An 18,970-nucleotide genomic window follows, 5' to 3' on the forward strand; every position below is an offset into this window, starting at 1 on the left:
ACGCAGCTCCATCCTCTTCGAAAACGTTATGTAAGAGAGCAGGCGAGCATCAGCCGGCGATCGGTGATCCAAGCTTGGATTCCGCCACGTTCCAATTGAACACTTCGCCCGTCGATTTCTGAACGGCGAACCATCCTAGGTTTGTGCTACATATTCCGTCGCAATCCCGGCCGCTATGCAGGGACAAGACATAATAGCCCGTAGGATTGGTTTCGGCCGCTACGTGGTCGCAGAACGCCGCCGAAGCCCCCAGCAAAAGACGACTATTCGCGACGCGGTCCATGGCCAGTTCGCAGGCCTGCTTTTCGCTCATTCCGTGGGTGGAAGAACAGCCGAAAGACGACATAGCCGCAAAAGACGCCAACACCGCTACGCGTTTCATATCACCTTCAACTGGCGCTTTCAGTTCAACACCCGCCGCGCATCCGGCGTATCCAGCGAGAAGGCCGGAATCTCGACCTCGAAGCTGCGGCCTTCCGCATCCGTCATGGAATAGGCCCCGACCATGGACCCGCTGTCGGCGCCCAGCGGACAGCCCGAGGCGTAGGAATAGCTGGCGCCGGCTTCGATCACCGGCTGTTCTCCGACCACACCCGGCCCGGCGACCTCTTCGACATGGCCGTGCGCGTCGGTGATGGTCCAGCGGCGCGCCATCAGCTGAACCGTCGATCCCGACAGGTTCACGATCTCGATATGATAGGCCCAGACCCAGCGCCCCGCCTCGGGATCGGACTGACCTGCCAGATAGCTGGGCCGGACCCGGATCAGGATGCCGTTCGTTTCGGCGCTATAGGCAGGACCATCGTGCATGGGCTATATGCTCGCCCCGCCGCGCGCGGGCTGCAAGCGCGACTTGAAGACAAGTCGTGAAAACCGTGTGAGACAGACGCCATGAGCATTTTCCAGGCGCCGCGCCCCGGCATCCTTCCCGCCCAGTCCATCGAGACGCTGATCGCGACCGGCGCCATCACGTCTGACACCGCTTTCGATCACGACCAGGTCCAACCCGCCAGCCTGGACCTGCGCCTATCGGACCAGGCGTGGCGCGTGCGCGCCTCCTTCCTGCCCGGCAAGCGCAAGGTCGAGGAGCGGATCGCCGACGTGGCCATGCACGCCATCGAGATAACCGACGCCGGCGTCGTGCTGGAAAAGGGCTGTGTCTACATCGTGCGCCTGCAGGAGCGACTGAAGCTGCCGCAGGGCCTGATCGCGCGCGCCAATCCGAAAAGCTCAACCGGCCGCGTGGACGTCTTCGTCCGTCTGCTGACCGATCGCGGCGCCAGCTTCGACGACGTGGACGAGGGCTATGACGGCCCCCTCTATCTGGAGGTCGCGCCCCAGACCTTCTCCATCCTGGTCCGGCCGGGCACGCGCCTGAACCAGTTGCGGCTGAAGGCGGGCGATCCGCCCAAGCTGGAAACCCGCTCGGTCGGCGTCGATCTGCAGGGCGGCGACATCGTCGGCTTCCGCGGCCGCCGCCATGCGGGCGTGGTCGATCTGGACCATATCGACGGGCATGATCCGCGCGACTTCTGGGAGCCGCTGTCCTTGCGTCGCGGTGAACTGCTGCTGGATCCGGGCGAGTTCTACATCCTGGCCTCTTCCGACGATGTGGAGATCCCCGTCGATCAGGCCGCCGAAATGACCCCCATCGACCCGTCGGTCGGCGAGTTCCGCGTCCACTACGCCGGCTTCTTCGACCCCGGATTCGGCACGGACGAGGCGCATGGCGCGGGCTCGAAAGGCGTGCTGGAGGTCCGCACCCACGACACGCCGTTCCTGTTGGAACACGGCCAGATCGTCGCCCGCCTGGTCTATGAACCCCTGACCGAACGCCCCAGCCGCCTGTATGGCGAAAGCGGCAGCCACTATCAGAACCAGGGCCTGAAGCTGTCGAAGCATTTCAGGGTGTGGTGACGACGTGACCGCCAGTGTCTCCTCCCTGCTTCGTGGGGAGGTGGCTCGAAGCGCAGCGAAAAGACGGAGGGGTTCTTCCAGCGCGAAGAACGGAAGCCCGTGGGGCTTCAAGAGCCCCTCCACCGCTTCGCGGTCCCTCTCCCCATCTCCGATGGGGAGGAGACTTGATCTCGTCACGTCAGCTTGTCCGCCTTCCGCAGCCCTGGGAACATCGCCGACCAGGCGCCCGTGGCCGCCAGCGCGCCGAAACCGCCGAAGACCGCTGCGCCCACCGCGCCCAGCAGGCGCACCATGACGCCAGAATAGGCCTCGCCCAGTTCGTTCGAGGCGCCGATGAAGAGCATGGACACCGACGACACCCGTCCGCGCATATGATCGGGCGTGGCCAGCTGGATCAGGGTCTGGCGCACATTGACGCTGATCATGTCCGCCGCCCCGCCGATGAAAAGGACCAGGCCGGACAGCCAGACGATGCGCGACAGGCCGAAGGTGATGGTGCAGATCCCGAACACCGCGACCGCCGCGAACATCCACACGCCCCCGTGCCGGACGATCGGATAGCGGCTCAGATAGATGGCCATGACCATGGCCCCCACCCCGAACGACGCACGCAGCAGACCGAACCCTTGCGGCCCCACATGCAGGATGTCGCGCGCGAAGATGGGCGTCAGCAGGGCCACGCCCGCCAGCAGCACCACCACCAGATCCAGCGATATGGCGCCCAGCACGATCTTGGTCTTCCACACATAGGCGAGCCCCTCCTTGACCGAATCCACCGGCGACAGTGGGTTGGCCTAGGGCGCGGGCTTGCCGCTGGTGCGGATCAGGATGAAGGCGGCGACGGCCAAGAGGAACATCCCCAGCGACACCGCATAGGCCAGGGGCACATTGACGCCCACGATCACCCCGCCCAGGGCCGGGCCGGCGATAGCCCCGGTCTGGAAGGCGATGGACTGGGCCGCGATGGCGGGCGGCAAGGCCTTGCGACCCACCACCATCGGCAGGAAGGCTTGGCTGGCCGGGGCCAGAAAGGCGCGCGCTGCGCCGAACAGGGCCGCGACCGCCAGCAGCCCCCACAGCGGCGGCGCGCCGTGAAGCGCCATGGCCAGGAACGACGCCGCGCAGGCCGCCTCGACCAGGATGGAGATCCACACGGTCCGCTTCCTGTCGCGCCGATCCGCCATCGCCCCGGCCGGCAGGGTGAAGGCCAGCAGCGGCAGGAACTGACACAGGCCGACCAGCCCCAGATACAGGCTGGCCTCTTCGATCGGATGATCGCGCCGCGCGATCTCATAGACCTGCCACAACAGGGCCGAGGACTGGATCTGGATGGCCAGAACCGCCACGACCCGCCCGAACCACAACAGGCGGAAGTCGCGTATCCCCCACGGGCTGGACGGCCCCTCGGGCGGCGCAGGCGGAACGGGCAGGGCGGCGGGGCCGGTGTCGATGGTTTCTGTGGTCACGTTCGTCTGGGAGATTTCGGATAGGGTTGGCGCTCGCGGTGGAAATAACGATCCGCCCCGTCGGGCAGGACCATATCAATATCGGGATAATCGCAGGCGGTGACCGTCGGGCTGCGCGTGCCGACTTCCAGCAGAACCGCGTCGCGGCCCGATCGGTTCTCTATTTTGTGGCCGTTCGGCACGCCCGCCTTGAACCCAGCGAAGTCGCCGGCGCGCAAGGTCGTCTCGCCGTCGTCCTCGATCAACACCACCTCGCCCTCGACCACCATGACGAACTCGTCCTCTTCGGCGTGCCAGTGACGCTGGCTGGACCAAGCGCCGTCCGGCAGGCGCAACAGGTTGACGCCGAACTGGCTCAGGCCCGCCGCATCGCCCAGTTTCCATCGGCGGCGCGGCTTGCACGGGCCGGCGAACTCCTCGGGATAGCTCGTGCCATCGCCTCTCGGCGCGGTCTCGACATCGATCTTCGGCATGGGCCTTCTCGCCTCCCCGCGATGTCCCTAAAGCATAGGCGCATGAACCGCGCATCAACTCCCGTTATCGATCCTGTCGAACTGACCCAGGCGCTGATCCGCCGCCCGTCCGTCACGCCCGCCGACGAGGGGGCGATGGAGGTGCTGGAGCGCCATCTGACGGCGCTGGGCTTCACCTGCCGCCGCCTGGCCTTCGAAGGACCGGGTGGCCAAGGCGTCCATGCCCGGATCGAGAACCTGTACGCCCGGCGCGGGACCGCCTCGCCCAACCTCTGTTTCGCCGGCCATACGGACGTGGTCCCGACCGGCCCGTCGGACCAGTGGTCGGCCCAGCCGTTCGAGGCCGAGGTCCGCGACGGCGTCCTCTATGGCCGGGGCGCGGTGGACATGAAGGGCGGGATCGCCGCCTGGGTCGCAGCCGTGTCGCAGGTGTTGGCGGACGGCGAACCCAAAGGCTCATTGTCCTTCCTGATCACAGGCGACGAGGAGGGGCCGGCGCTTCACGGCACCAAGCGGGTAGTCGAAGCCCTAGCCGCCGAGGGCGAGGTCATCGACGCCTGCGTGGTCGGCGAACCGTCGTCGTCGCAACATCTCGGCGACATGATCAAGGTTGGGCGGCGCGGCTCGCTGAACACCTGGATCACGGTGCAGGGCAAGCAGGGCCACGTCGCCTATCCCGAGCGGGCGGCCAATCCGGCGCCGGTGATCGCGCGTCTTATGAGCCGGCTGAACGACCACGTTCTGGACGATGGGTATGAGGGGTTCCCTCCGTCGAACTTGGAGATCACCACCATCGACATCGCCAATCCGGCGACCAACATCATTCCAGCCCAGGCGACCGCGCGGCTGAACATCCGATTCAACCCCAGTCATACCGGCGACGCCTTGATCGACTGGCTGAACCGCGAGGCCGGCGCCATGCAGGCCGAGACCGGACTTCAGATCACCCTGGAGCATCTGTGCTCGGGCGAAGCCTTCCTGACCGAGCCGGGCGCCTTCGTGGAGGCGGTTCAGGACGCGGTCGAGGCCGTGGCGGGCCGCCGCCCCGAGGCCTCCACCACCGGCGGCACCTCCGACGCGCGCTTCATCCGCGCCCTGTGCCCGGTGCTGGAACTGGGCCTGGTCGGCCAGACCATGCACCAGATCGACGAACGCGTGCCGACGGCGGAGTTGGAGACGCTGACGGCCGTCTATCGCCAGGTGATCGAGACGGTGTTCGAGCGGTTGTAAGCGCGGCCGTAGACACTTAATCTAGCCCACTTGGCTCACCTCAGACCGGACCTGCCGATGAGTCCGAAATGGGTGGTTAGGGGACTTTGCGCGGCTCATGCCGGTATTCGGGATGTTCGGCTATCCAATCTCGGATGCTCAGCCTCTCACTTTCGCTCGATGTGTGGGGAAGTATGCTGCAACCGACAACTTTGACCTTCAGACGACCAACCTCATCAGGCTCAAGAACTTCTGTTGGGGTTCCGCCTCTTGCTTCACACCACGCGCTTTGCGGCACACTACGAAGTTCAGGATAAACATCCAGCAGAGGGTGGTGGGGCGCACACGCTGTGAGAAGCAATGCCGAAAATCCCGTCGCTACCGATGCTCTCATGACTTCATACTGGCAGTCCGATCCGAGTGTCCGCAATGGGTCGAAAGCCGCAGGCGATCCAAGCGCGAAAAGCAGACATCATAGGCGCGGGCCGAGACTTGAACCCGGCGTCTTCAGGGCGAACCTGATGCACTCTCCAGTTATGCTACCGCGCCCGCCCTCAGCATACGGCAGCGTCGGATGTCCGCAACGGGTCGGTTTGCGACCTCTCCTCACGCCGCGATAGCCATCGCCTAACTCCGCTCCAAAAACCGCAGCGCCGTCAGGACATGCGTCTTCACCCCCAACGGCAGGACCTTCTCGTTGGGTGAGAACTCCGGCGAGTGATTGGGCGCAGAGGTCGCGGGGTCCACGCCGTCGGGGCTGGCGCCCAGGTGGTAGAAGACGCCGGGGATGACCTGCTGGAAATAGCTGAAGTCCTCAGCCACCGTGGTCGGGGGCGTGGCGGGGTTGACGTTCCCCTCGCCCGCCGCCTCGGTCAGGACCGGGGCCAGCCAGGCGGACAGGCCGGGGTCGTTGAACACCAGGGCCGCGTTCTGTTTGACGCCGAACTCTGCGGTGGCGCCGTAGGCCTCGGCGACGTGGTCGATGGCGGTCTCGGCGCGGGCGACCAGGGCGTCGCGCTGGGCCGTATCGAAGGTGCGAAGCGTACCTGACAGCGTCGCGCTGTCTGGGATGATGTTGTAGCGGACGCCGGCGTTGATCGTGGCGATGGTGAAGACGGTGGGGGTCGTGGTCGGATCGACCGTGCGGGCCGTCAGGGTGTTCACCGTCTCGACCACCTGACCCGCCACCGCGATCACATCGACCCCGCGCCAGGGCCAGGCGCCGTGCGTCTGCCTGCCCTTCAGGCTGATGTCCACGCGGTCAGACGCCGCCATGAACCCCTCGGGCCGATAGAAGACGCTGCCCGGACGGCCAGGCACGACGTGCAGGCCGAAGATGGCCTCGGGCTTGGGATCGTTCAGGGCCCCTTCGGCGATCATCAGGGCCGCCCCACCCTTAGGCTCGCCCGGAGGCGCGCCTTCTTCGGCCGGCTGGAAGACAAAGACCACCGTGCCGGCGATCCGGTCCTTCATCCCCGCCAGCACCTCGGCCGCGCCCAGCAGCATGGCCATATGCATGTCGTGGCCGCAGGCGTGGGCCACAGGCACCGTATTGCCCATGTATGTTCCGGTCGCGGTCGAGGCGAAGTCCAGGCCCGTCGCCTCCTGAACCGGCAAGGCGTCCATGTCGGCGCGCAGGGCCACCGTCCGCCCCGGTCGCGCGCCGCGCAGCACGCCGACCACCCCCGTCTTGCCGACGCCGGTGCGAACCTCCAGCCCCAGCGACCGCAGATGATCGGCGATGACTCCGGCCGAGCGGGTCTCGGCGAAGCCCAGTTCAGGATGCTGATGAAAGTCGCGTCGCCAAGCCACGACCTCGGGCAGGACCCGCTGCACGGCGGCGTCGACGCTGGCGGCATCGACGGCCTGCGCCTTTGCAGCGCCGGCCGCGACAAGCAACGCCAGGGTGGAGACGGCGAACAGTCGGCGCATGTGAAGGTCCCGTGAAATTTTCAGCCCGCCCGCAGGTGACGGCGCCGCGACCGCTTGTGCAAGACGTCGCGAACGGCGATTTCTGTCCGCATGGCCGAGAAAGACTTCAAGAGCGCGAGGACGCAGTGGCGGGACGTGGTCCTGGTGTGCCGCAAATGCTCCAAGAAGCTGGACGGCGGCTTCGGCCCGGACGGCGATCTGACGCTGAAGAAGGCGCTGCGGAAATACCTTCGCCTGAAGAAGGGAAAGTCGGGCCGCAAGGGCGAGTTGGTCGTCACCGGCGCCGACTGTTTCGACATCTGCCCCAAGGGGGCGGTGGTGGCGGTCAATACGGCCGAACCCAAGAAGCTGTTGATCGTGCCGGCCGGCGCCGACCTGTTCGAGGTCAAGACGCGGCTGGGCCTGGACGACGGGCGGCGGCTGAAGGCGGCCGATCAGAACTAGGATCAATCGACATTCGGTCGAAATCTTGGATCGTCATTACGGGGCTGAATGTCGATCAAGCCTCAGGCCCGGCGACCAACTGGCGCCTTTCTTCGGGCCGCAAGCCGTGTCAGAGCGAAGCCATGGATGACACTCGCATCGAAAAGCGCGTCGGGGTTCAGGCGACCTCGGACCGGATTTGGGATCTGGTCGCGGACCTGGCAGGCTGGAGCGCCTGGAATCCGGTCGACGCCGATGTCGAGGGCGTCATCGCCTTTGGCGGCCGCCTGACCATGACCGAAGCCTGGCCAGAGATGGCGCCGCATCAGTCGCTGGCCCGGATCGTCGAATGGCAGCCGCGCGGGCGGCTGCTCTGGGCGGAACGGCGCGGCTTTCTGTTCCAGAGTCTGCGCTACATCCAGATTGAGGAGCTGGCGCCCGGCAACTGCATCGTCGCGGTCGGCGTACGCTTCTCCGGCCTGCGCGGCGAGCTGTTCCACGACAAGCATCGCCCCGCGATCCGAAAGGCCCACGAGGCCATCGCCGAGGGGCTCAAGGCCGCCGCCGAAGCAGGCTAGTTTCCAGCCTTCATCATGTCGATGACGTTCAGGATCGCCGGTCCCAGGATGACGATGAACAGCACCGGCAGGAAGAACAGGATCATCGGCACGGTCAGTTTGGCCGGAAGCGCCGCCGCCTTCTTCTCGGCCGCAGACAGGCGCAGATCGCGGTTCTCCTTGGCCATGACGCGCAAGGCGTTAGCCAGCGGCGTGCCATAGGTCTCGGCCTGGGTCATGGCCGTCGCCACCGCCTTGACCCCCGGATGGTTGGTCCGCTTGCCCAGGTTTTCATAGGCCACCCGTCGGTCGGGCAGGTAGGATAGCTCGGCCGACAGCAGCGACAACTCCTCGGCCAGATCGATGGACGACGGCCCCATCTCCTGACTGACCTTGGTGATCGCCGCCTCGATCGACATCCCGGCCTCCACGCAGATCAGCATCAGGTCGAGCGCGTCGGGGAAGGCTTGCATGATCGAGGTGCGGCGCTTGTCGATGCGATTCTTCAGATACAGGTTCGGCGCATAGAAGCCCGCCACCGCAGCCGCCATCACCAGCGTCAGCTTGTTCATCGTGGGCCAGTCCACGACATTGATGACGAACATGTAGAAGGCCGCGACGATCATGAAGAGGATCGGCGAGGCGAAGCGGAAGAAATAGAAGGTGGTCAGGGGCTTTGGCCCGCGGAATCCGGCCTGGATCATCTGTCCGGCGACCTTGGGGTCTTCCAGCAGCTTGGTCAGGTTCAGCCGGTCCACGACCCGCTTCTTGAACCCTTCGTCGGTGTGACGCAGCGCGCCCTGCCCGGCGGCCATGCTGGCGCGCGAACGGCGCTTCAGATCGTCGCGGCGTTCGGCGACCGCCTTCATCCGCTTGTCCAGGTTCACCCCGCCGGTCATCGACGACAGCAGGGTCAGGACGGTGGCGAAGACCAGCACGCCCACGCCGATGCTGAGTAGGTTCTGCGGATCGGTGATGAAGCGGATGAAGCCTTCCATTCCGCCCGCCTCAGAACTTGAACGAGATCATGCGCTTCATCACGAAGACGCCTGTGGCCATCAACACCGCCGCGATCAGCAGCAGGAAGTTGCCGCGAATATCGGTGAACAACTGAATCATATAGGCAGGCGTCGTCAGCATGACCATCAGCATCACCGCCGGCGGCAGGGAGGCGATGATGCCGGCGGACGCCAGGGCCTCGGACGAAAGGGCCTTGATCTTCTCGCCCATCATCCGGCGCGCACGCAGAACCGACGACAGATTGCTCAGCGCCTCGGCCAAATTGCCGCCGGTCTTCTGCTGGATGGCGATGACGATGGCGAAGAAACGCAGTTCAGGCGTCGGCATCCGCTGATACATCCGGTCCAGCGCCTGCTCCAGCGTCATGCCCACCCCCAGGCCCTCCACCAGGGTCTGGAACTCCGGTCCCAGCGGCAGGGGGCTTTCCCGGCCGATGATCTTGAAACACTCATGGACCGGCAGACCCGATTTGATCCCTCGGACGATGATGTCCACCGCATTGGGAAACTCCAGCGAGAACTTCTTCATCCGCCGCTTCGCCAGGAAGCCGATGACCCAGCGTGGCGCGCCCAGGCCGAAGATCAGCCCCACGCCGATCACCACCAGGATCGGCAGACCCAGCGCCAGGGCGACCAGAAGGGCGACCACCCCGATCACGGCCGAGACGATGTAGAAGGCCCGCGCCCCCATCCTCAGGCCGGCCTGCTTCAGGCGCGCGTCCAGGGTCGTGCGCGCCTTGCGGTCGCGCCGATCCGCCTCCTGAAGCTGGACCAGTATCTGTTTGCGGCGCGCCTCCGGGGTGTTGGCGGCGACGGCCTTGCGGGAGTTTGCCGGGTTTTTCTTGCCGTCCCCGATAGCCTGGGCGCGCTTGACCGCCTGGGACGAGGAGTCCTCGCCGCCGACGAAGACCCAGCCCAGGCCGCCGATGGTGATAAAGGCCAGAACGGCGGCGAGGATCGGCAGCATGATCTACTCCGCCGCGTCCAGGGCGTCGGCCAGTTCCCGCTCCAACCCATAATAGCGGGCGCGGTCCCAGAAGCGCGGGCGGGCGATGCCGGTCGAACGGTGACGGCCGACGATCTTGCCGTTTTCGTCCTCGCCGGTGATGTCGTAGACGAACAGGTCCTGGGTCACGATCACATCGCCTTCCAGACCCACGACCTCGGTGATGTGGGTGATCCGGCGCGAGCCGTCGCGCAGGCGGGCGGCTTGGATGATGACGTCCACCGATCCCACGATCATCTCGCGGATGGTGCGCGATGGCAGGCCGTATCCGCCCATGGTGATCATGGACTCCATCCGGCTGATGGCCTCGCGCGGACTGTTGGCGTGAAGCGTACCCATGGAGCCGTCGTGGCCGGTGTTCATGGCCTGCAACAGGTCGAAGGCCTCGGGTCCGCGGACCTCGCCGACGATGATCCGCTCCGGGCGCATCCGCAGGCAGTTCTTGACCAGATCCCGCATGGTGATCGTGCCCTGCCCCTCCAGGTTGGGCGGGCGGGTCTCCAGGCGCACGACGTGCGGCTGCTGCAACTGCAGTTCGGCGGCGTCCTCGCAGGTGATGACACGCTCGGTCGGGTCGATAAAGGCCGTCAGGGTGTTCAGCAGCGTCGTCTTGCCCGACCCGGTGCCGCCCGAGATGACCAGATTGCATCGCGAGGCGCCGATGACGCCCAGGACGCGCGCGCCCTCGGGACTGATGGAGGCGTACTCCACCAGATTCTTCATCGTCAGCTTGTCCTTCTTGAACTTGCGGATCGTCAGCGTCGGGCCGTCGATCGCCAGCGGCGGGGCGATGACGTTGACGCGCGACCCGTCCGGAAGACGGGCGTCGCAGATGGGGCTGGATTCATCGACGCGGCGGCCGACCTGGCTCACGATCCGCTGACAGATGTTCATCAGCTGGGTGTTGTCGCGGAAGCGGACGTTGGTCAGTTGGACCTTGCCGGCGACTTCGATGAAGACGCGCCCCGCGCCATTGACCATGATGTCGGCGATGTCGTCGCGGGCCAGCAGCGGCTCCAGCGGACCGTAGCCCAGCACATCGTTGACGATGTCCTGAACCAGATGCTCCTGCTCGGCGACCGACATGGAGACGTTCTTGATCGCCACCAGTTCGGAGACGATGTCGCGGATTTCCTCCGACGCCGCCTTCTGGTCCAACTGGGCCAGTTGGGACAGGTCGATGGTGTTCATCAGCGCGTTGAAGATGGTCGTCTTCGTGGCGTGATAATAGTCGCTCTGTTCACGGACGATCTCGGCGACCGCCTGGGCCTTCTTGAGCTGTTCCAGTCCGGCGGTGGGCTTGGGACCCGCGCCGTTCATGGCCGGGCGCGCCGCCTCGGGCTTGGGACGCGGGCGTGACGCCAAGGCGTCCAGGCGGTCCGCCGACGCCGAGGCGCCCGAAGCGGGCGGCGCGTCTGCGCGAGCGAAGGCCTCGGCCGCCGGCTCGAAATCGTCGCCCGCGAAAGCATAGGCCGCAGCGGGCTTTTCGGCTGGCGAGGCGGGCGCGGCGTCGGCCCTGAACACGGACACAGGTTCAGCCGCGACTGGCGCAGGCGCCGGGGCGGGACGTGCGGGCGCCGGAGCGACGCCGGGCTGACCTGTGCGCTTGCCGAACATCTGTCAGCGCTTCTTGAACATGCCGGCGAACAGGGACTTGGACGCGCCGTCGGCGGGCTTGGCGGCCTTTTCCGTCTTGCCGGCCTTGGCCGGTTTTGCGGCCTTGCCCTTCGGGCCGGCGACGGCCGGCAGCTCGCGACGCGACACGATCTGGGCCAGGGTCTGGAAGGCCTCAGCGGCCTTGGTCTTGGACCCGGCGTCCAGGATCATCTGGCCATTGTTCGCCGCCGCCCCGAAGGTCTTGGCGTCGAACGGGATCATCAGGCTGGCGTGGACGCCCAGGGCGGCGCCAAAGTCCTTGGCCGGGATTTCGGGGCGACCCGGCACGCCGATCTGGTTCAGCACCAGACGCGGCGGCGCATCGTTAGGCCGTCCCTGACGGATCAGGTCGATCATGTTCTTGGCGTTGCGCAGGCTGGCCAGGTCGGGCGTGGCCACCACCACCACCTCGTCGGCGCTGATCAGGGTGCGGCGCATCCACGGCGACCATAGATGCGGCAGGTCCAGCACCACGAACGGCGCGGTGGCGCGGATCTGGTTTGTCACCTCTTCGAAAGCCTCGGTCGAGATGTCCCAATCCGTGTCCAGACTGGCGGGCGCGGCGAACAAGCTCAGCTTGTCGGTGCAGCGCACCATCATCCGGTCCAGAAGCGTCGCGTCCAGCCTGTCGGGCTGGCCCAGGGCGTCGGCGACGCCGTTAAGCGGATCCTGATTGAAATCCAGCCCGGCCGTCCCGAACGGCAGGTCGTAATCGACGATCACGGTGTTGGCGCCGATCCGTTCGGAGATCGCATAGGCGGTATTGTGCGCCACGGCCGAGGCCCCCGCCCCGCCCCGCGCGCCGACGAAGGCGATGGTGCGTCCGACGAAGGGCTGGGCGGGATCGTTGAACAGGCCGCCGATGGCCGCGATCAGCTGCAGCGGCTGCAAGGGCGCGACCAGATATTCGCTGACGCCGCGCCGCATCAGCTCGCGGAACAGGATGATGTCGTTGGTCGCCCCGACCACGATGACCTTGGTGCCGGCGTCGCAGACCTCGGCCAGCTGATCCACCTCCCAGAGCAGGGTCTGGGGGTCCTTCAGGCATTCGACGATGATCAGCGGCGGCGTCGGCTCGTGCTGATAGGTTTCGACCGCCGCGGCGACGCCGCCGATGCGGATCTGGGTCGTGGCGCGCGACAGGCGCCGGTCCTGCGCCGCACGCTCGGCGGCGGCCAGCGTATCCTGGCGCTCGGCGAAGACATGGATGGCGATGCGCGGCACCGACACCTCGCCGATGGCGGCGGCGGGGGCCAGGCTGGTCGGGGCCAGGGTCGCGGGCGTCAGGTCCGGCGTCGTCGGATAGGGTTCGGCCAGACTGGCCTCGGCCTGGGCCACCACCTCGCCCACCGGATTGTATCCGTCGGCCGGCATGGCGTCGGACCCGGCGGTGAACGGCATGGGCGCACGCGCCGGCGCCGCGGGCAGGTGGTCGAAGTCCAGGTCCGCGTCGAAGTCGTCGTCGAACGCTTCGAAGGGGCGGGGGGCGGGCGCTGTACTCATGGCTTCAGTTCACCGCGCGCGAGACAGCGGTCTCCCGCACCAGGGTTTCCGCCTCGGCCGAGGTCTGTTTGCCGGCGCGGTATTGGTCGAAGACCACGGTGCGGCGGCTGGCGTCTGGGGGCGTCATGGCGCGCGGCCGCTGGATGTCGCGCGGATCGGCGATCTGGGCGGCCAGATTGGCCGTCACCGCACAGCCGAAGTTGGAGGCGGACTGGTTGTCGCCCGAGCGGCTCAGATTGCCCCAGTTGCGCCCGCACTGGGGCACCACGGCGCGCAGGGTCTCGAAGCCCACCACCACTGGCGCGCGGGGGTCGGGCGCGGCATAGCTGACCAGGCGGATGCGGTCGGCCGGCACGCCCCAGGCGGACAGGGCGGCCTGCACGGCGTAGGCCTGGTTCAAGGCGACCGGATCGGCGCCGGCCGGGGTCTCGATCACCAGCGGCCCGCCCTCGGCCTGGGCGTAGCGGCCGATCAGGCCCTGAAGCGCGGCGTTCTGGGTCGATGACAGGCCGGCGTCATGCACCGCCAGGGCGATACGGTCCAGGTTCGGCTCCACCTGCAAGGCATAGCGCGAGGTCGGCGTCAGCGGCGGCTCGCCGCCCAGGCTGGCCGGGCCGCCGACACAGCCGCCCAGGGCCAGGGCGGAGAGGGTCGCAAGAGCGATAATCGGGGTGCGGATCATGGGGCGCTCACTCGATCACATAGCCGACCGAACCCGCAGGGGGCGCGTTCGGCAGCCCATAGACCTGGTTCAACTGGCCGAAGAGAATGGTCTGGCTGTCGGAGGCGATCCGCAGACCGTCCGCCGGCGTCTGCATCCGATCAGGCGAAGTCGGGCTGACGATATAGGGCTCCACGATCACCACCAGTTCGGTCTCGCCCATCAGATAGTCGCGCGACCGGAACAGTTGGCCCAGCACCGGCAGATTGGTGACGCCGGGCAGGGAATCGACGGCCTGACGGCTGTTTTCCTGCAGCAGGCCGGCGATCATCATCGAGCCGCCCGAGGGAATTTCGATGGTGTTTTCGCTGCGCCTGACGGTCAGCCCCGGCAGGGTGATGGACGAGGGCGTGCCGGCGCCGATGGTCAGGCCGCCCTGAGACGACAGTTCGGACACCTCGACCTTGACCTGCAGGCTGATGCGGCCTCCCGACAGCACGACCGGGCGGAAGGCAAGCCCGACGCCATACGGCTTGTACTGAACGGTGATCTGTCCCTGAGCGTCGCGGCTGGCCGGCACCGGGAATTCGCCGCCGGCCAGGAAGCTGGCCGCTTCGCCATTGACGGAGGTCAGGTTCGGTTCGGCCAAGGTCCGCAGCAGGCCTACCCGCTCGAACGCCTTGATCATGGCCTCGCCCTTGTTCAGGCCATTGGAGCCAGGGCCCGTGCCGGGCTGGGCGGTGTCCCAGTTTGGCGCGTCCTGCGGGCCGTTCACCGTGAAGGGGCACAGCGCGCCGGGCTGCCATCCCGGCCCGACGCAGGGCGCCTGCATCTGATAGTTCTTGGTCGTGTCGATCGAAGGACCGGCGCTGATCCCGCCCAGCAGTGTTCCGTTGATGCCCCAGGTGGCCGCGTTGCCCAGCAGCCATTGGGTGTCGCCCAACCGCCCGACCACGGCCGAGGTGTTGAAGCCCAGTTGTTTGATGACGTTGCGCTGCACCTCGACCACGCGCACCTTCAGCGTCACCTGATCGGAACCCGGCACGGTGATCAGGTTCAGCACCTTTTCGGGCGCGGAGACGAAGGCCGTGGCGATGCGCGCCGCCTGGGCCGAGACGGCCGGGTTTTCCGCCACGCCGCTCAGGATGATGCTGTCGTTGACGGCCTCGGCCTTGACCTGGCTGCCCGGGATCATCCGGTTCAGCGTGTCCTGAAGCGCGCTGGTGCCGGCGTCCACCCGCACCCGCAGGCTCAGGATCGTGCGCCCGGCGGCGTCCAGGAAGACCGCATCGGTCTCGCCCGGCGCGACGCCGATCACGGTGATGCGGCGCGGCGAATGCAGCATGGCCTCGGCCACCTGCGGGTTGGACACGATCACGTCGCGCGCGTCCGCCGGCAGATCGACGGCGAAGGATGTGCCGCGCGGCAGGTTGATCAGTTGCGGGGCCGCCCCCATCGACACGGCGGCGCGGGTCTGGGCCACGCCTGCGGGCGCCACGGCCAGACCCGCCAGAAGCGCGCAGGCGATGGCGGCGGTCTTCTGTCGGGGGAAGCGGCGCATCGGATCGACTTTCATGGCACGGCCACCACTTCGGGCGCGCCGCCGCGATAGATGCGAACGGCCTGAGGTCGGGACTGGGCGGGCGTGGGTCTGCGCGTCGCGCCCGACGGCCCGGCGGTGTCGGCGTAGGACCGCAGCGACAGGGAAAGTTCGCCTTCCGACTTGGCCTGCGCCACCAGCACGGCGTCCTGCGGACGAACCTCAAGCGTGGCGGTCGCGCCGACCACCGCCTGGGCGTCGTCGCCGACCCGCGTGGCCTGGTCGATGGCCAGGACCTTGATGTTCTGAAGGACCACGCCGGACACATATTTGGACTTGGATCCACCCTCCACGCCGTCGCGGTTGGTTTCAGCGGTCATGACCACATCCACCCGGTCGCCCGGCAGGATGAAGCCGCCAGCGGCTGATTCCACCGTCACGGCGATGGCCATGGCCCGCATCCCAGGCTCCAGATAGGCGGCCATGTAACCGCTGTCGCCGGCGCGCACGATCTTGCGCGCCAGGATCGGCTCGCCGGCCAGAATGGGTTCACGCACGACCGCGCCGATATAGTCGGACTTGGCGCCGGTTCCGGCGATTTCGGTCGCCGCCTTTGCGACACGTTGGACAGCGCCCGCAGCCTTCTGGGCGGCGTTGTCGGTGGCGGGGCGGTCTGAAACGGGCGTGGCGCCATCGGTGATGAAGACCGGCGCGACCTCGTCGACGGGCCAGTCCTTCCAGGACAGATCGGCCTCTGTGATCCGTTTGCCCGGCTGCAGATCCTTGGCCGCGACCAGAACCTTGGCCATAGGACGAACCTCGACCGGCGCGGCGGCGGCGGGCGCGGCGGGGGTGTTGGACGACGATCCCATGGCCCGGACCACCAGGGCCAGGCCGATGGCCGATACGGCGGCGATGCACAGAACGACGATACGGGCGGGCTTCATCCAGATGGTCTCCGGCTGGCGCCCTGAGTCGCGGATTCAGTCCCCGACGCCTACCGTTAACGATCATGCCGCCTATCGGTTAACGCTTCCTAAGCGCGCCGAACGCTGGTCAGCTTGGCCTTAACGTCCTGATGCATAAGCCAGAACCAGTCCGCTCTCGGGCAGGGCCATCAGGGCGCCGATGGCGATGGCGACGCCGTAGGGGATGTCGCCCTTGGGCTGCATCAGATTGATGACCCATCCTTGGGAAACCGAGGGCGCGACCATAGGGAAATATTGGCGCGCCATGATCAGCAAAAGACAGAACAGGCCGCCCGCCACGCCCGTCCACAACAGGAAGGGCGCCACGCCGCTCAGCCCCATCCAGAGGCAGCTGGCGGCCAGAAGCTTGGCGTCGCCCCCGCCGATCCAGTTCAGGGCGAACATCCCCATCCCGATCATCAGCGCGCCAACCCCGACGCCCAGGTGAATGGCGATGTCCATCGGCCCCACGCCAACCAGAAGCGCCGTCGGGAAGAAGGCGCCGATCAGGGCCAGCGAGATCCAGTTGGGAATCTTCATCGTGATCAGGTCGTGCAGACCACCGACGATGACCAGGGCCGGGAAGACGCCCAGCAGGATGAGCAGCAGAATATCCATGACCGCCATCCTGTCGGACAGGACTTAAGGTTGGGTTTCCGCCATGCGAAAAAGGCCGGAGCTTTTCAGCTCCGGCCCCCATCACGTCGATCACTCGACGGTCGGTTGGGTCAGGACTTACTGCGGCAGCGCGTCCGTAATTTTCTTGAAGGTGCCGTTCAGATTCTTGCTGAGCAGGCCCAGCGTGGTGATCAGGGCGACGGCGATCAAGGCTGCGATCAGGCCGTATTCGATGGCGGTGGCGCCCGATTCGTCTTTGGCGAAGCGCGAGATGAACTTGGTCATGGGGATAGTCCTTTTCAAATGGTCCAGCGAGCAACTTGGCGGGGGGAGCCGGTAGCCCGCTTGACCCCCAAACGCAGGATCACAATGCCGCCCCCCCGTTAAATCTGAGTCACGAGGTTTGGTTACGCGCGGATTCACCAAAGAAAATTCTCATCTTCGTGCTTCAGTGTTTGTTGAGGATCGCTGAGCCATCATGCGCGTGTCCGCGTCCGCACGCGCCGTTGTTCAGAGCCGCCGATGTCCCGCATCCCCGCCGTTCTTCTGGCCGCCGCCGTGTTGGCCGTCCCTGTCGTCGCCAATGCTCAGGACGGGGCGCTGAATGTCGAGATCGACCGTTCCGCCCGCGTTCAGCTACGCGGGGTCGCCGCCTCGATCATCGTCGCCAATCCTCAGATCGCCGACGTCTCCATGGTGGACGCCAACACCCTGTTCATCGTCGGCAAGGGCTATGGGGTGACCGAGGTGGTTGCGGTCGACGGGGTGGGCCGCACCCTGTTTCAGCGCGAGATCGTCGTCTCCGGCGGTTCAACCGGCTCGGTGCGGGTCTGGCGCGGCGCCCAGGCGACGGAAATGACCTGCGGCGCCTCCTGCTCGCCCAGCGTCCGCAGCGCCCCCGTCGCCGCCCCGACCGCGCCCTGATCCGCCGCCCATGATCGCGCCCACCCTTCTGGCGGCCTGTATGCGGCGCGCACGCCGCCGCCAGGGGCGCGAGGGCGTCGCCGCGATCGAGTTCGCCATGGTGGCGATCCCTTTCCTGATGATGATCTTCGCCATCCTGGAACTGGGCATGGTGTTCGTGATCGACTCTCTACTGGAGACGGCGACGACCCAATCCGGCCGGCTGGTGCGGACGGGTCAGGCCGATCAGCAGAAGTTCACAGCTACCCGGTTCAAGACCGAACTTTGCGACCGGATGACAGTGTTCAAGAACGACTGCGCCAGCCGCGCCACTGTCGATGTGCGCGTCATCCCTCAGTTCGCCACGCCCGATCCGCCCGAGCCGATCACCAATGGCCAGATCGATCCGACCAAGGCGATCTACGACGGCGGCAATCCGGGCGATCTGGTTCTGGTGCGCGTCTGGTACGTCCATCCGCTGGTCACGCCGCTGCTTAATCAGGCCACGTCGCGCATCGGGGCGGGCAAGGTGCTGCTGATGTCGGCGACGGCATTCCGCAACGAGCCCTGGACGAAGTCTGCCGCAACATGACTTGTCTTGGACAACTGGTGAAGGATGCGCGCGGCGCGGCGGCGGTGGAGTTCGCCTTTCTCGCCCCCCTGCTGATCCTGTTCTACTTCGGCATGGTGGAATATTGTCAGGGCTATATGGCGCTGAAGCGCACCGGCCACGTGGCCTCGATGGTTGCGGACCTGGTGTCGCAGAACGACAAGGTGACCAAGACCCAGATCACAGACATCTTCGCCATCGGCGATCAGATCATCAAGCCGTTCTCCAATTCGCCCCTGACCCAAAGGGTCAGCAGCGTCACCCGCGTCGATACGACGACCTACAGGGTCGATTGGAGCGTGAGCCGAGGCGTCGCCGGCAAGCTGACTGTGGCCGACGCCAAGATCCCGTCCGACATGCTGGCGGCCGGAGAGTCCGTCATCGTGGCGGAGGCCAATTACGACTATGCATCGCCGTTCGATCTGGTCGCGCCCTATTTCACCCGTTTCGAGCGAATGGCCTACCTGCGCCCGCGTACGGTCGACGTCATCGCATGCAGCACCTGCTGA

General features: G+C 66.5%; 20 protein-coding genes, 1 tRNA gene and 1 pseudogene. 7 read left to right on the forward strand and 15 right to left on the reverse strand.

What is annotated here, in order from left to right; genetic code table 11:
- Positions 1-49: 49 nt before the first annotated feature.
- Together KZX42_RS10500 and apaG are read right to left on the reverse strand one after the other, a co-directional pair.
- Positions 50-382, reverse strand: coding sequence for a hypothetical protein (locus tag KZX42_RS10500; RefSeq protein ID WP_248119296.1), 333 nt, complete (start codon positions 380-382; stop codon positions 50-52).
- A 20-nt stretch (positions 383-402) separates the two neighbouring features.
- Positions 403-810 (reverse strand): Co2+/Mg2+ efflux protein ApaG, encoded by a 408-nt coding sequence (gene apaG, locus KZX42_RS10505; protein WP_248119297.1) that lies wholly within the window; start codon positions 808-810, stop codon positions 403-405.
- Positions 811-891: 81 nt separating this feature from the next.
- Here apaG and KZX42_RS10510 point away from each other — a divergent pair, with 81 nt between their 5' ends.
- Complete coding sequence (locus tag KZX42_RS10510; protein WP_248119298.1) at positions 892-1,917, forward strand: 2'-deoxycytidine 5'-triphosphate deaminase; 1,026 nt, start codon at positions 892-894, stop codon at positions 1,915-1,917.
- A 173-nt stretch (positions 1,918-2,090) separates the two neighbouring features.
- On the opposite strand, the pseudogene KZX42_RS10515 reads toward KZX42_RS10510, so the two are convergent.
- Positions 2,091-3,383, reverse strand: a pseudogene (locus KZX42_RS10515) (MFS transporter).
- A complete protein-coding gene (locus KZX42_RS10520) occupies positions 3,380-3,856 on the reverse strand; it encodes a cupin domain-containing protein (RefSeq protein WP_248119299.1) in 477 nt (158 codons plus the stop codon). Before KZX42_RS10520 ends, KZX42_RS10515 begins: the two are co-directional and overlap by 4 nt.
- 42 nt (positions 3,857-3,898) lie before the next feature.
- On the opposite strand from KZX42_RS10520, the gene dapE reads away from it, so the two are divergent.
- The gene (gene dapE, locus KZX42_RS10525; RefSeq protein ID WP_248119300.1) at positions 3,899-5,086 is read left to right on the forward strand and encodes a succinyl-diaminopimelate desuccinylase; all 1,188 of its coding nucleotides are present in this window, start codon (positions 3,899-3,901) and stop codon (positions 5,084-5,086) included.
- A gap of 455 nt (positions 5,087-5,541) precedes the next feature.
- On the opposite strand, the gene KZX42_RS10530 is transcribed toward dapE, so the two are convergent.
- Together KZX42_RS10530 and KZX42_RS10535 are read right to left on the reverse strand one after the other, a co-directional pair.
- Positions 5,542-5,614 (reverse strand) — tRNA-Arg (locus tag KZX42_RS10530).
- A 78-nt stretch (positions 5,615-5,692) separates the two neighbouring features.
- Positions 5,693-6,997 carry an amidohydrolase gene (locus KZX42_RS10535; protein ID WP_248119301.1) on the reverse strand — a complete coding sequence of 435 codons (1,305 nt, stop codon included), beginning with the start codon at positions 6,995-6,997 and terminating at the stop codon, positions 5,693-5,695.
- Positions 6,998-7,087: 90 nt separating this feature from the next.
- On the opposite strand from KZX42_RS10535, the gene KZX42_RS10540 reads away from it, so the two are divergent.
- A complete protein-coding gene (locus KZX42_RS10540; protein WP_248119302.1) occupies positions 7,088-7,441 on the forward strand; it encodes a hypothetical protein in 354 nt (117 codons plus the stop codon).
- A 122-nt stretch (positions 7,442-7,563) separates the two neighbouring features.
- The gene (locus KZX42_RS10545; protein WP_248119303.1) at positions 7,564-7,998 is read left to right on the forward strand and encodes an SRPBCC domain-containing protein; all 435 of its coding nucleotides are present in this window, start codon (positions 7,564-7,566) and stop codon (positions 7,996-7,998) included.
- Here the strand turns inward: KZX42_RS10545 and KZX42_RS10550 are convergent.
- The 9 genes from KZX42_RS10550 to KZX42_RS10590 all read right to left on the reverse strand — a co-directional run bounded on the left by KZX42_RS10550 (position 7,995) and on the right by KZX42_RS10590 (position 17,233).
- Entirely contained in the window at positions 7,995-8,975 is a 981-nt protein-coding gene (locus tag KZX42_RS10550; protein ID WP_248119304.1) for a type II secretion system F family protein, read from the reverse strand. The two genes, KZX42_RS10545 and KZX42_RS10550, sit on opposite strands and share 4 nt — an antisense overlap.
- Before the next feature lie 10 nt (positions 8,976-8,985).
- Complete coding sequence (locus KZX42_RS10555; RefSeq protein ID WP_248119305.1) at positions 8,986-9,963, reverse strand: type II secretion system F family protein; 978 nt, start codon at positions 9,961-9,963, stop codon at positions 8,986-8,988.
- 3 nt (positions 9,964-9,966) lie between these two features.
- Positions 9,967-11,619 carry a CpaF family protein gene (locus KZX42_RS10560; RefSeq protein ID WP_248119306.1) on the reverse strand — a complete coding sequence of 551 codons (1,653 nt, stop codon included), beginning with the start codon at positions 11,617-11,619 and terminating at the stop codon, positions 9,967-9,969.
- 3 nt (positions 11,620-11,622) lie between these two features.
- The gene (locus KZX42_RS10565; RefSeq protein WP_248119307.1) at positions 11,623-13,161 is read right to left on the reverse strand and encodes a cellulose synthase operon protein YhjQ/BcsQ; all 1,539 of its coding nucleotides are present in this window, start codon (positions 13,159-13,161) and stop codon (positions 11,623-11,625) included.
- A 4-nt stretch (positions 13,162-13,165) separates the two neighbouring features.
- Positions 13,166-13,843: a CpaD family pilus assembly protein gene (locus KZX42_RS10570; protein WP_248119308.1), complete on the reverse strand. Its 678-nt coding sequence runs from the start codon at positions 13,841-13,843 to the stop codon at positions 13,166-13,168.
- A 7-nt stretch (positions 13,844-13,850) separates the two neighbouring features.
- Positions 13,851-15,383 carry a type II and III secretion system protein family protein gene (locus KZX42_RS10575; RefSeq protein WP_248119309.1) on the reverse strand — a complete coding sequence of 511 codons (1,533 nt, stop codon included), beginning with the start codon at positions 15,381-15,383 and terminating at the stop codon, positions 13,851-13,853.
- An 11-nt stretch (positions 15,384-15,394) separates the two neighbouring features.
- Entirely contained in the window at positions 15,395-16,309 is a 915-nt protein-coding gene (cpaB, locus tag KZX42_RS10580; RefSeq protein WP_248119310.1) for a Flp pilus assembly protein CpaB, read from the reverse strand.
- Positions 16,310-16,429: 120 nt separating this feature from the next.
- Positions 16,430-16,948 (reverse strand): prepilin peptidase, encoded by a 519-nt coding sequence (locus tag KZX42_RS10585; protein ID WP_248119311.1) that lies wholly within the window; start codon positions 16,946-16,948, stop codon positions 16,430-16,432.
- A gap of 117 nt (positions 16,949-17,065) precedes the next feature.
- Complete coding sequence (locus tag KZX42_RS10590; RefSeq protein ID WP_248119312.1) at positions 17,066-17,233, reverse strand: Flp family type IVb pilin; 168 nt, start codon at positions 17,231-17,233, stop codon at positions 17,066-17,068.
- Positions 17,234-17,470: 237 nt separating this feature from the next.
- Here KZX42_RS10590 and KZX42_RS10595 point away from each other — a divergent pair, with 237 nt between their 5' ends.
- The 3 genes from KZX42_RS10595 to KZX42_RS10605 are packed head-to-tail and all read left to right on the forward strand — an operon-like array spanning position 17,471 to position 18,970.
- Entirely contained in the window at positions 17,471-17,872 is a 402-nt protein-coding gene (locus KZX42_RS10595; RefSeq protein WP_248119313.1) for a pilus assembly protein N-terminal domain-containing protein, read from the forward strand.
- 10 nt (positions 17,873-17,882) lie between these two features.
- Positions 17,883-18,443 carry a TadE/TadG family type IV pilus assembly protein gene (locus KZX42_RS10600; protein WP_248119314.1) on the forward strand — a complete coding sequence of 187 codons (561 nt, stop codon included), beginning with the start codon at positions 17,883-17,885 and terminating at the stop codon, positions 18,441-18,443.
- Positions 18,440-18,970: a TadE/TadG family type IV pilus assembly protein gene (locus KZX42_RS10605; protein ID WP_248119315.1), complete on the forward strand. Its 531-nt coding sequence runs from the start codon at positions 18,440-18,442 to the stop codon at positions 18,968-18,970. Before KZX42_RS10600 ends, KZX42_RS10605 begins: the two co-directional genes overlap by 4 nt.

Source organism: Brevundimonas sp. EYE_349, assembly GCF_023147505.1.
Classification (GTDB): domain Bacteria; phylum Pseudomonadota; class Alphaproteobacteria; order Caulobacterales; family Caulobacteraceae; genus Brevundimonas.

Excerpts from the sequence above, each read along its gene's own strand:
- KZX42_RS10500 (WP_248119296.1), bottom strand. The coding sequence starts at position 382 with ATGAAACGCGTAGCGGTGTTGGCGTCTTTTGCGGCTATGTCGTCTTTC.
- apaG (WP_248119297.1), bottom strand. The coding sequence starts at position 810 with ATGCACGATGGTCCTGCCTATAGCGCCGAAACGAACGGCATCCTGATC.
- KZX42_RS10510 (WP_248119298.1), top strand. The coding sequence starts at position 892 with ATGAGCATTTTCCAGGCGCCGCGCCCCGGCATCCTTCCCGCCCAGTCC.
- KZX42_RS10520 (WP_248119299.1), bottom strand. The coding sequence starts at position 3,856 with ATGCCGAAGATCGATGTCGAGACCGCGCCGAGAGGCGATGGCACGAGC.
- dapE (WP_248119300.1), top strand. The coding sequence starts at position 3,899 with ATGAACCGCGCATCAACTCCCGTTATCGATCCTGTCGAACTGACCCAG.
- KZX42_RS10535 (WP_248119301.1), bottom strand. The coding sequence starts at position 6,997 with ATGCGCCGACTGTTCGCCGTCTCCACCCTGGCGTTGCTTGTCGCGGCC.
- KZX42_RS10540 (WP_248119302.1), top strand. The coding sequence starts at position 7,088 with ATGGCCGAGAAAGACTTCAAGAGCGCGAGGACGCAGTGGCGGGACGTG.
- KZX42_RS10545 (WP_248119303.1), top strand. The coding sequence starts at position 7,564 with ATGGATGACACTCGCATCGAAAAGCGCGTCGGGGTTCAGGCGACCTCG.
- KZX42_RS10550 (WP_248119304.1), bottom strand. The coding sequence starts at position 8,975 with ATGGAAGGCTTCATCCGCTTCATCACCGATCCGCAGAACCTACTCAGC.
- KZX42_RS10555 (WP_248119305.1), bottom strand. The coding sequence starts at position 9,963 with ATGCTGCCGATCCTCGCCGCCGTTCTGGCCTTTATCACCATCGGCGGC.
- KZX42_RS10560 (WP_248119306.1), bottom strand. The coding sequence starts at position 11,619 with ATGTTCGGCAAGCGCACAGGTCAGCCCGGCGTCGCTCCGGCGCCCGCA.
- KZX42_RS10565 (WP_248119307.1), bottom strand. The coding sequence starts at position 13,161 with ATGAGTACAGCGCCCGCCCCCCGCCCCTTCGAAGCGTTCGACGACGAC.
- KZX42_RS10570 (WP_248119308.1), bottom strand. The coding sequence starts at position 13,843 with ATGATCCGCACCCCGATTATCGCTCTTGCGACCCTCTCCGCCCTGGCC.
- KZX42_RS10575 (WP_248119309.1), bottom strand. The coding sequence starts at position 15,383 with ATGCGCCGCTTCCCCCGACAGAAGACCGCCGCCATCGCCTGCGCGCTT.
- cpaB (WP_248119310.1), bottom strand. The coding sequence starts at position 16,309 with ATGAAGCCCGCCCGTATCGTCGTTCTGTGCATCGCCGCCGTATCGGCC.
- KZX42_RS10585 (WP_248119311.1), bottom strand. The coding sequence starts at position 16,948 with ATGGATATTCTGCTGCTCATCCTGCTGGGCGTCTTCCCGGCCCTGGTC.
- KZX42_RS10590 (WP_248119312.1), bottom strand. The coding sequence starts at position 17,233 with ATGACCAAGTTCATCTCGCGCTTCGCCAAAGACGAATCGGGCGCCACC.
- KZX42_RS10595 (WP_248119313.1), top strand. The coding sequence starts at position 17,471 with ATGTCCCGCATCCCCGCCGTTCTTCTGGCCGCCGCCGTGTTGGCCGTC.
- KZX42_RS10600 (WP_248119314.1), top strand. The coding sequence starts at position 17,883 with ATGATCGCGCCCACCCTTCTGGCGGCCTGTATGCGGCGCGCACGCCGC.
- KZX42_RS10605 (WP_248119315.1), top strand. The coding sequence starts at position 18,440 with ATGACTTGTCTTGGACAACTGGTGAAGGATGCGCGCGGCGCGGCGGCG.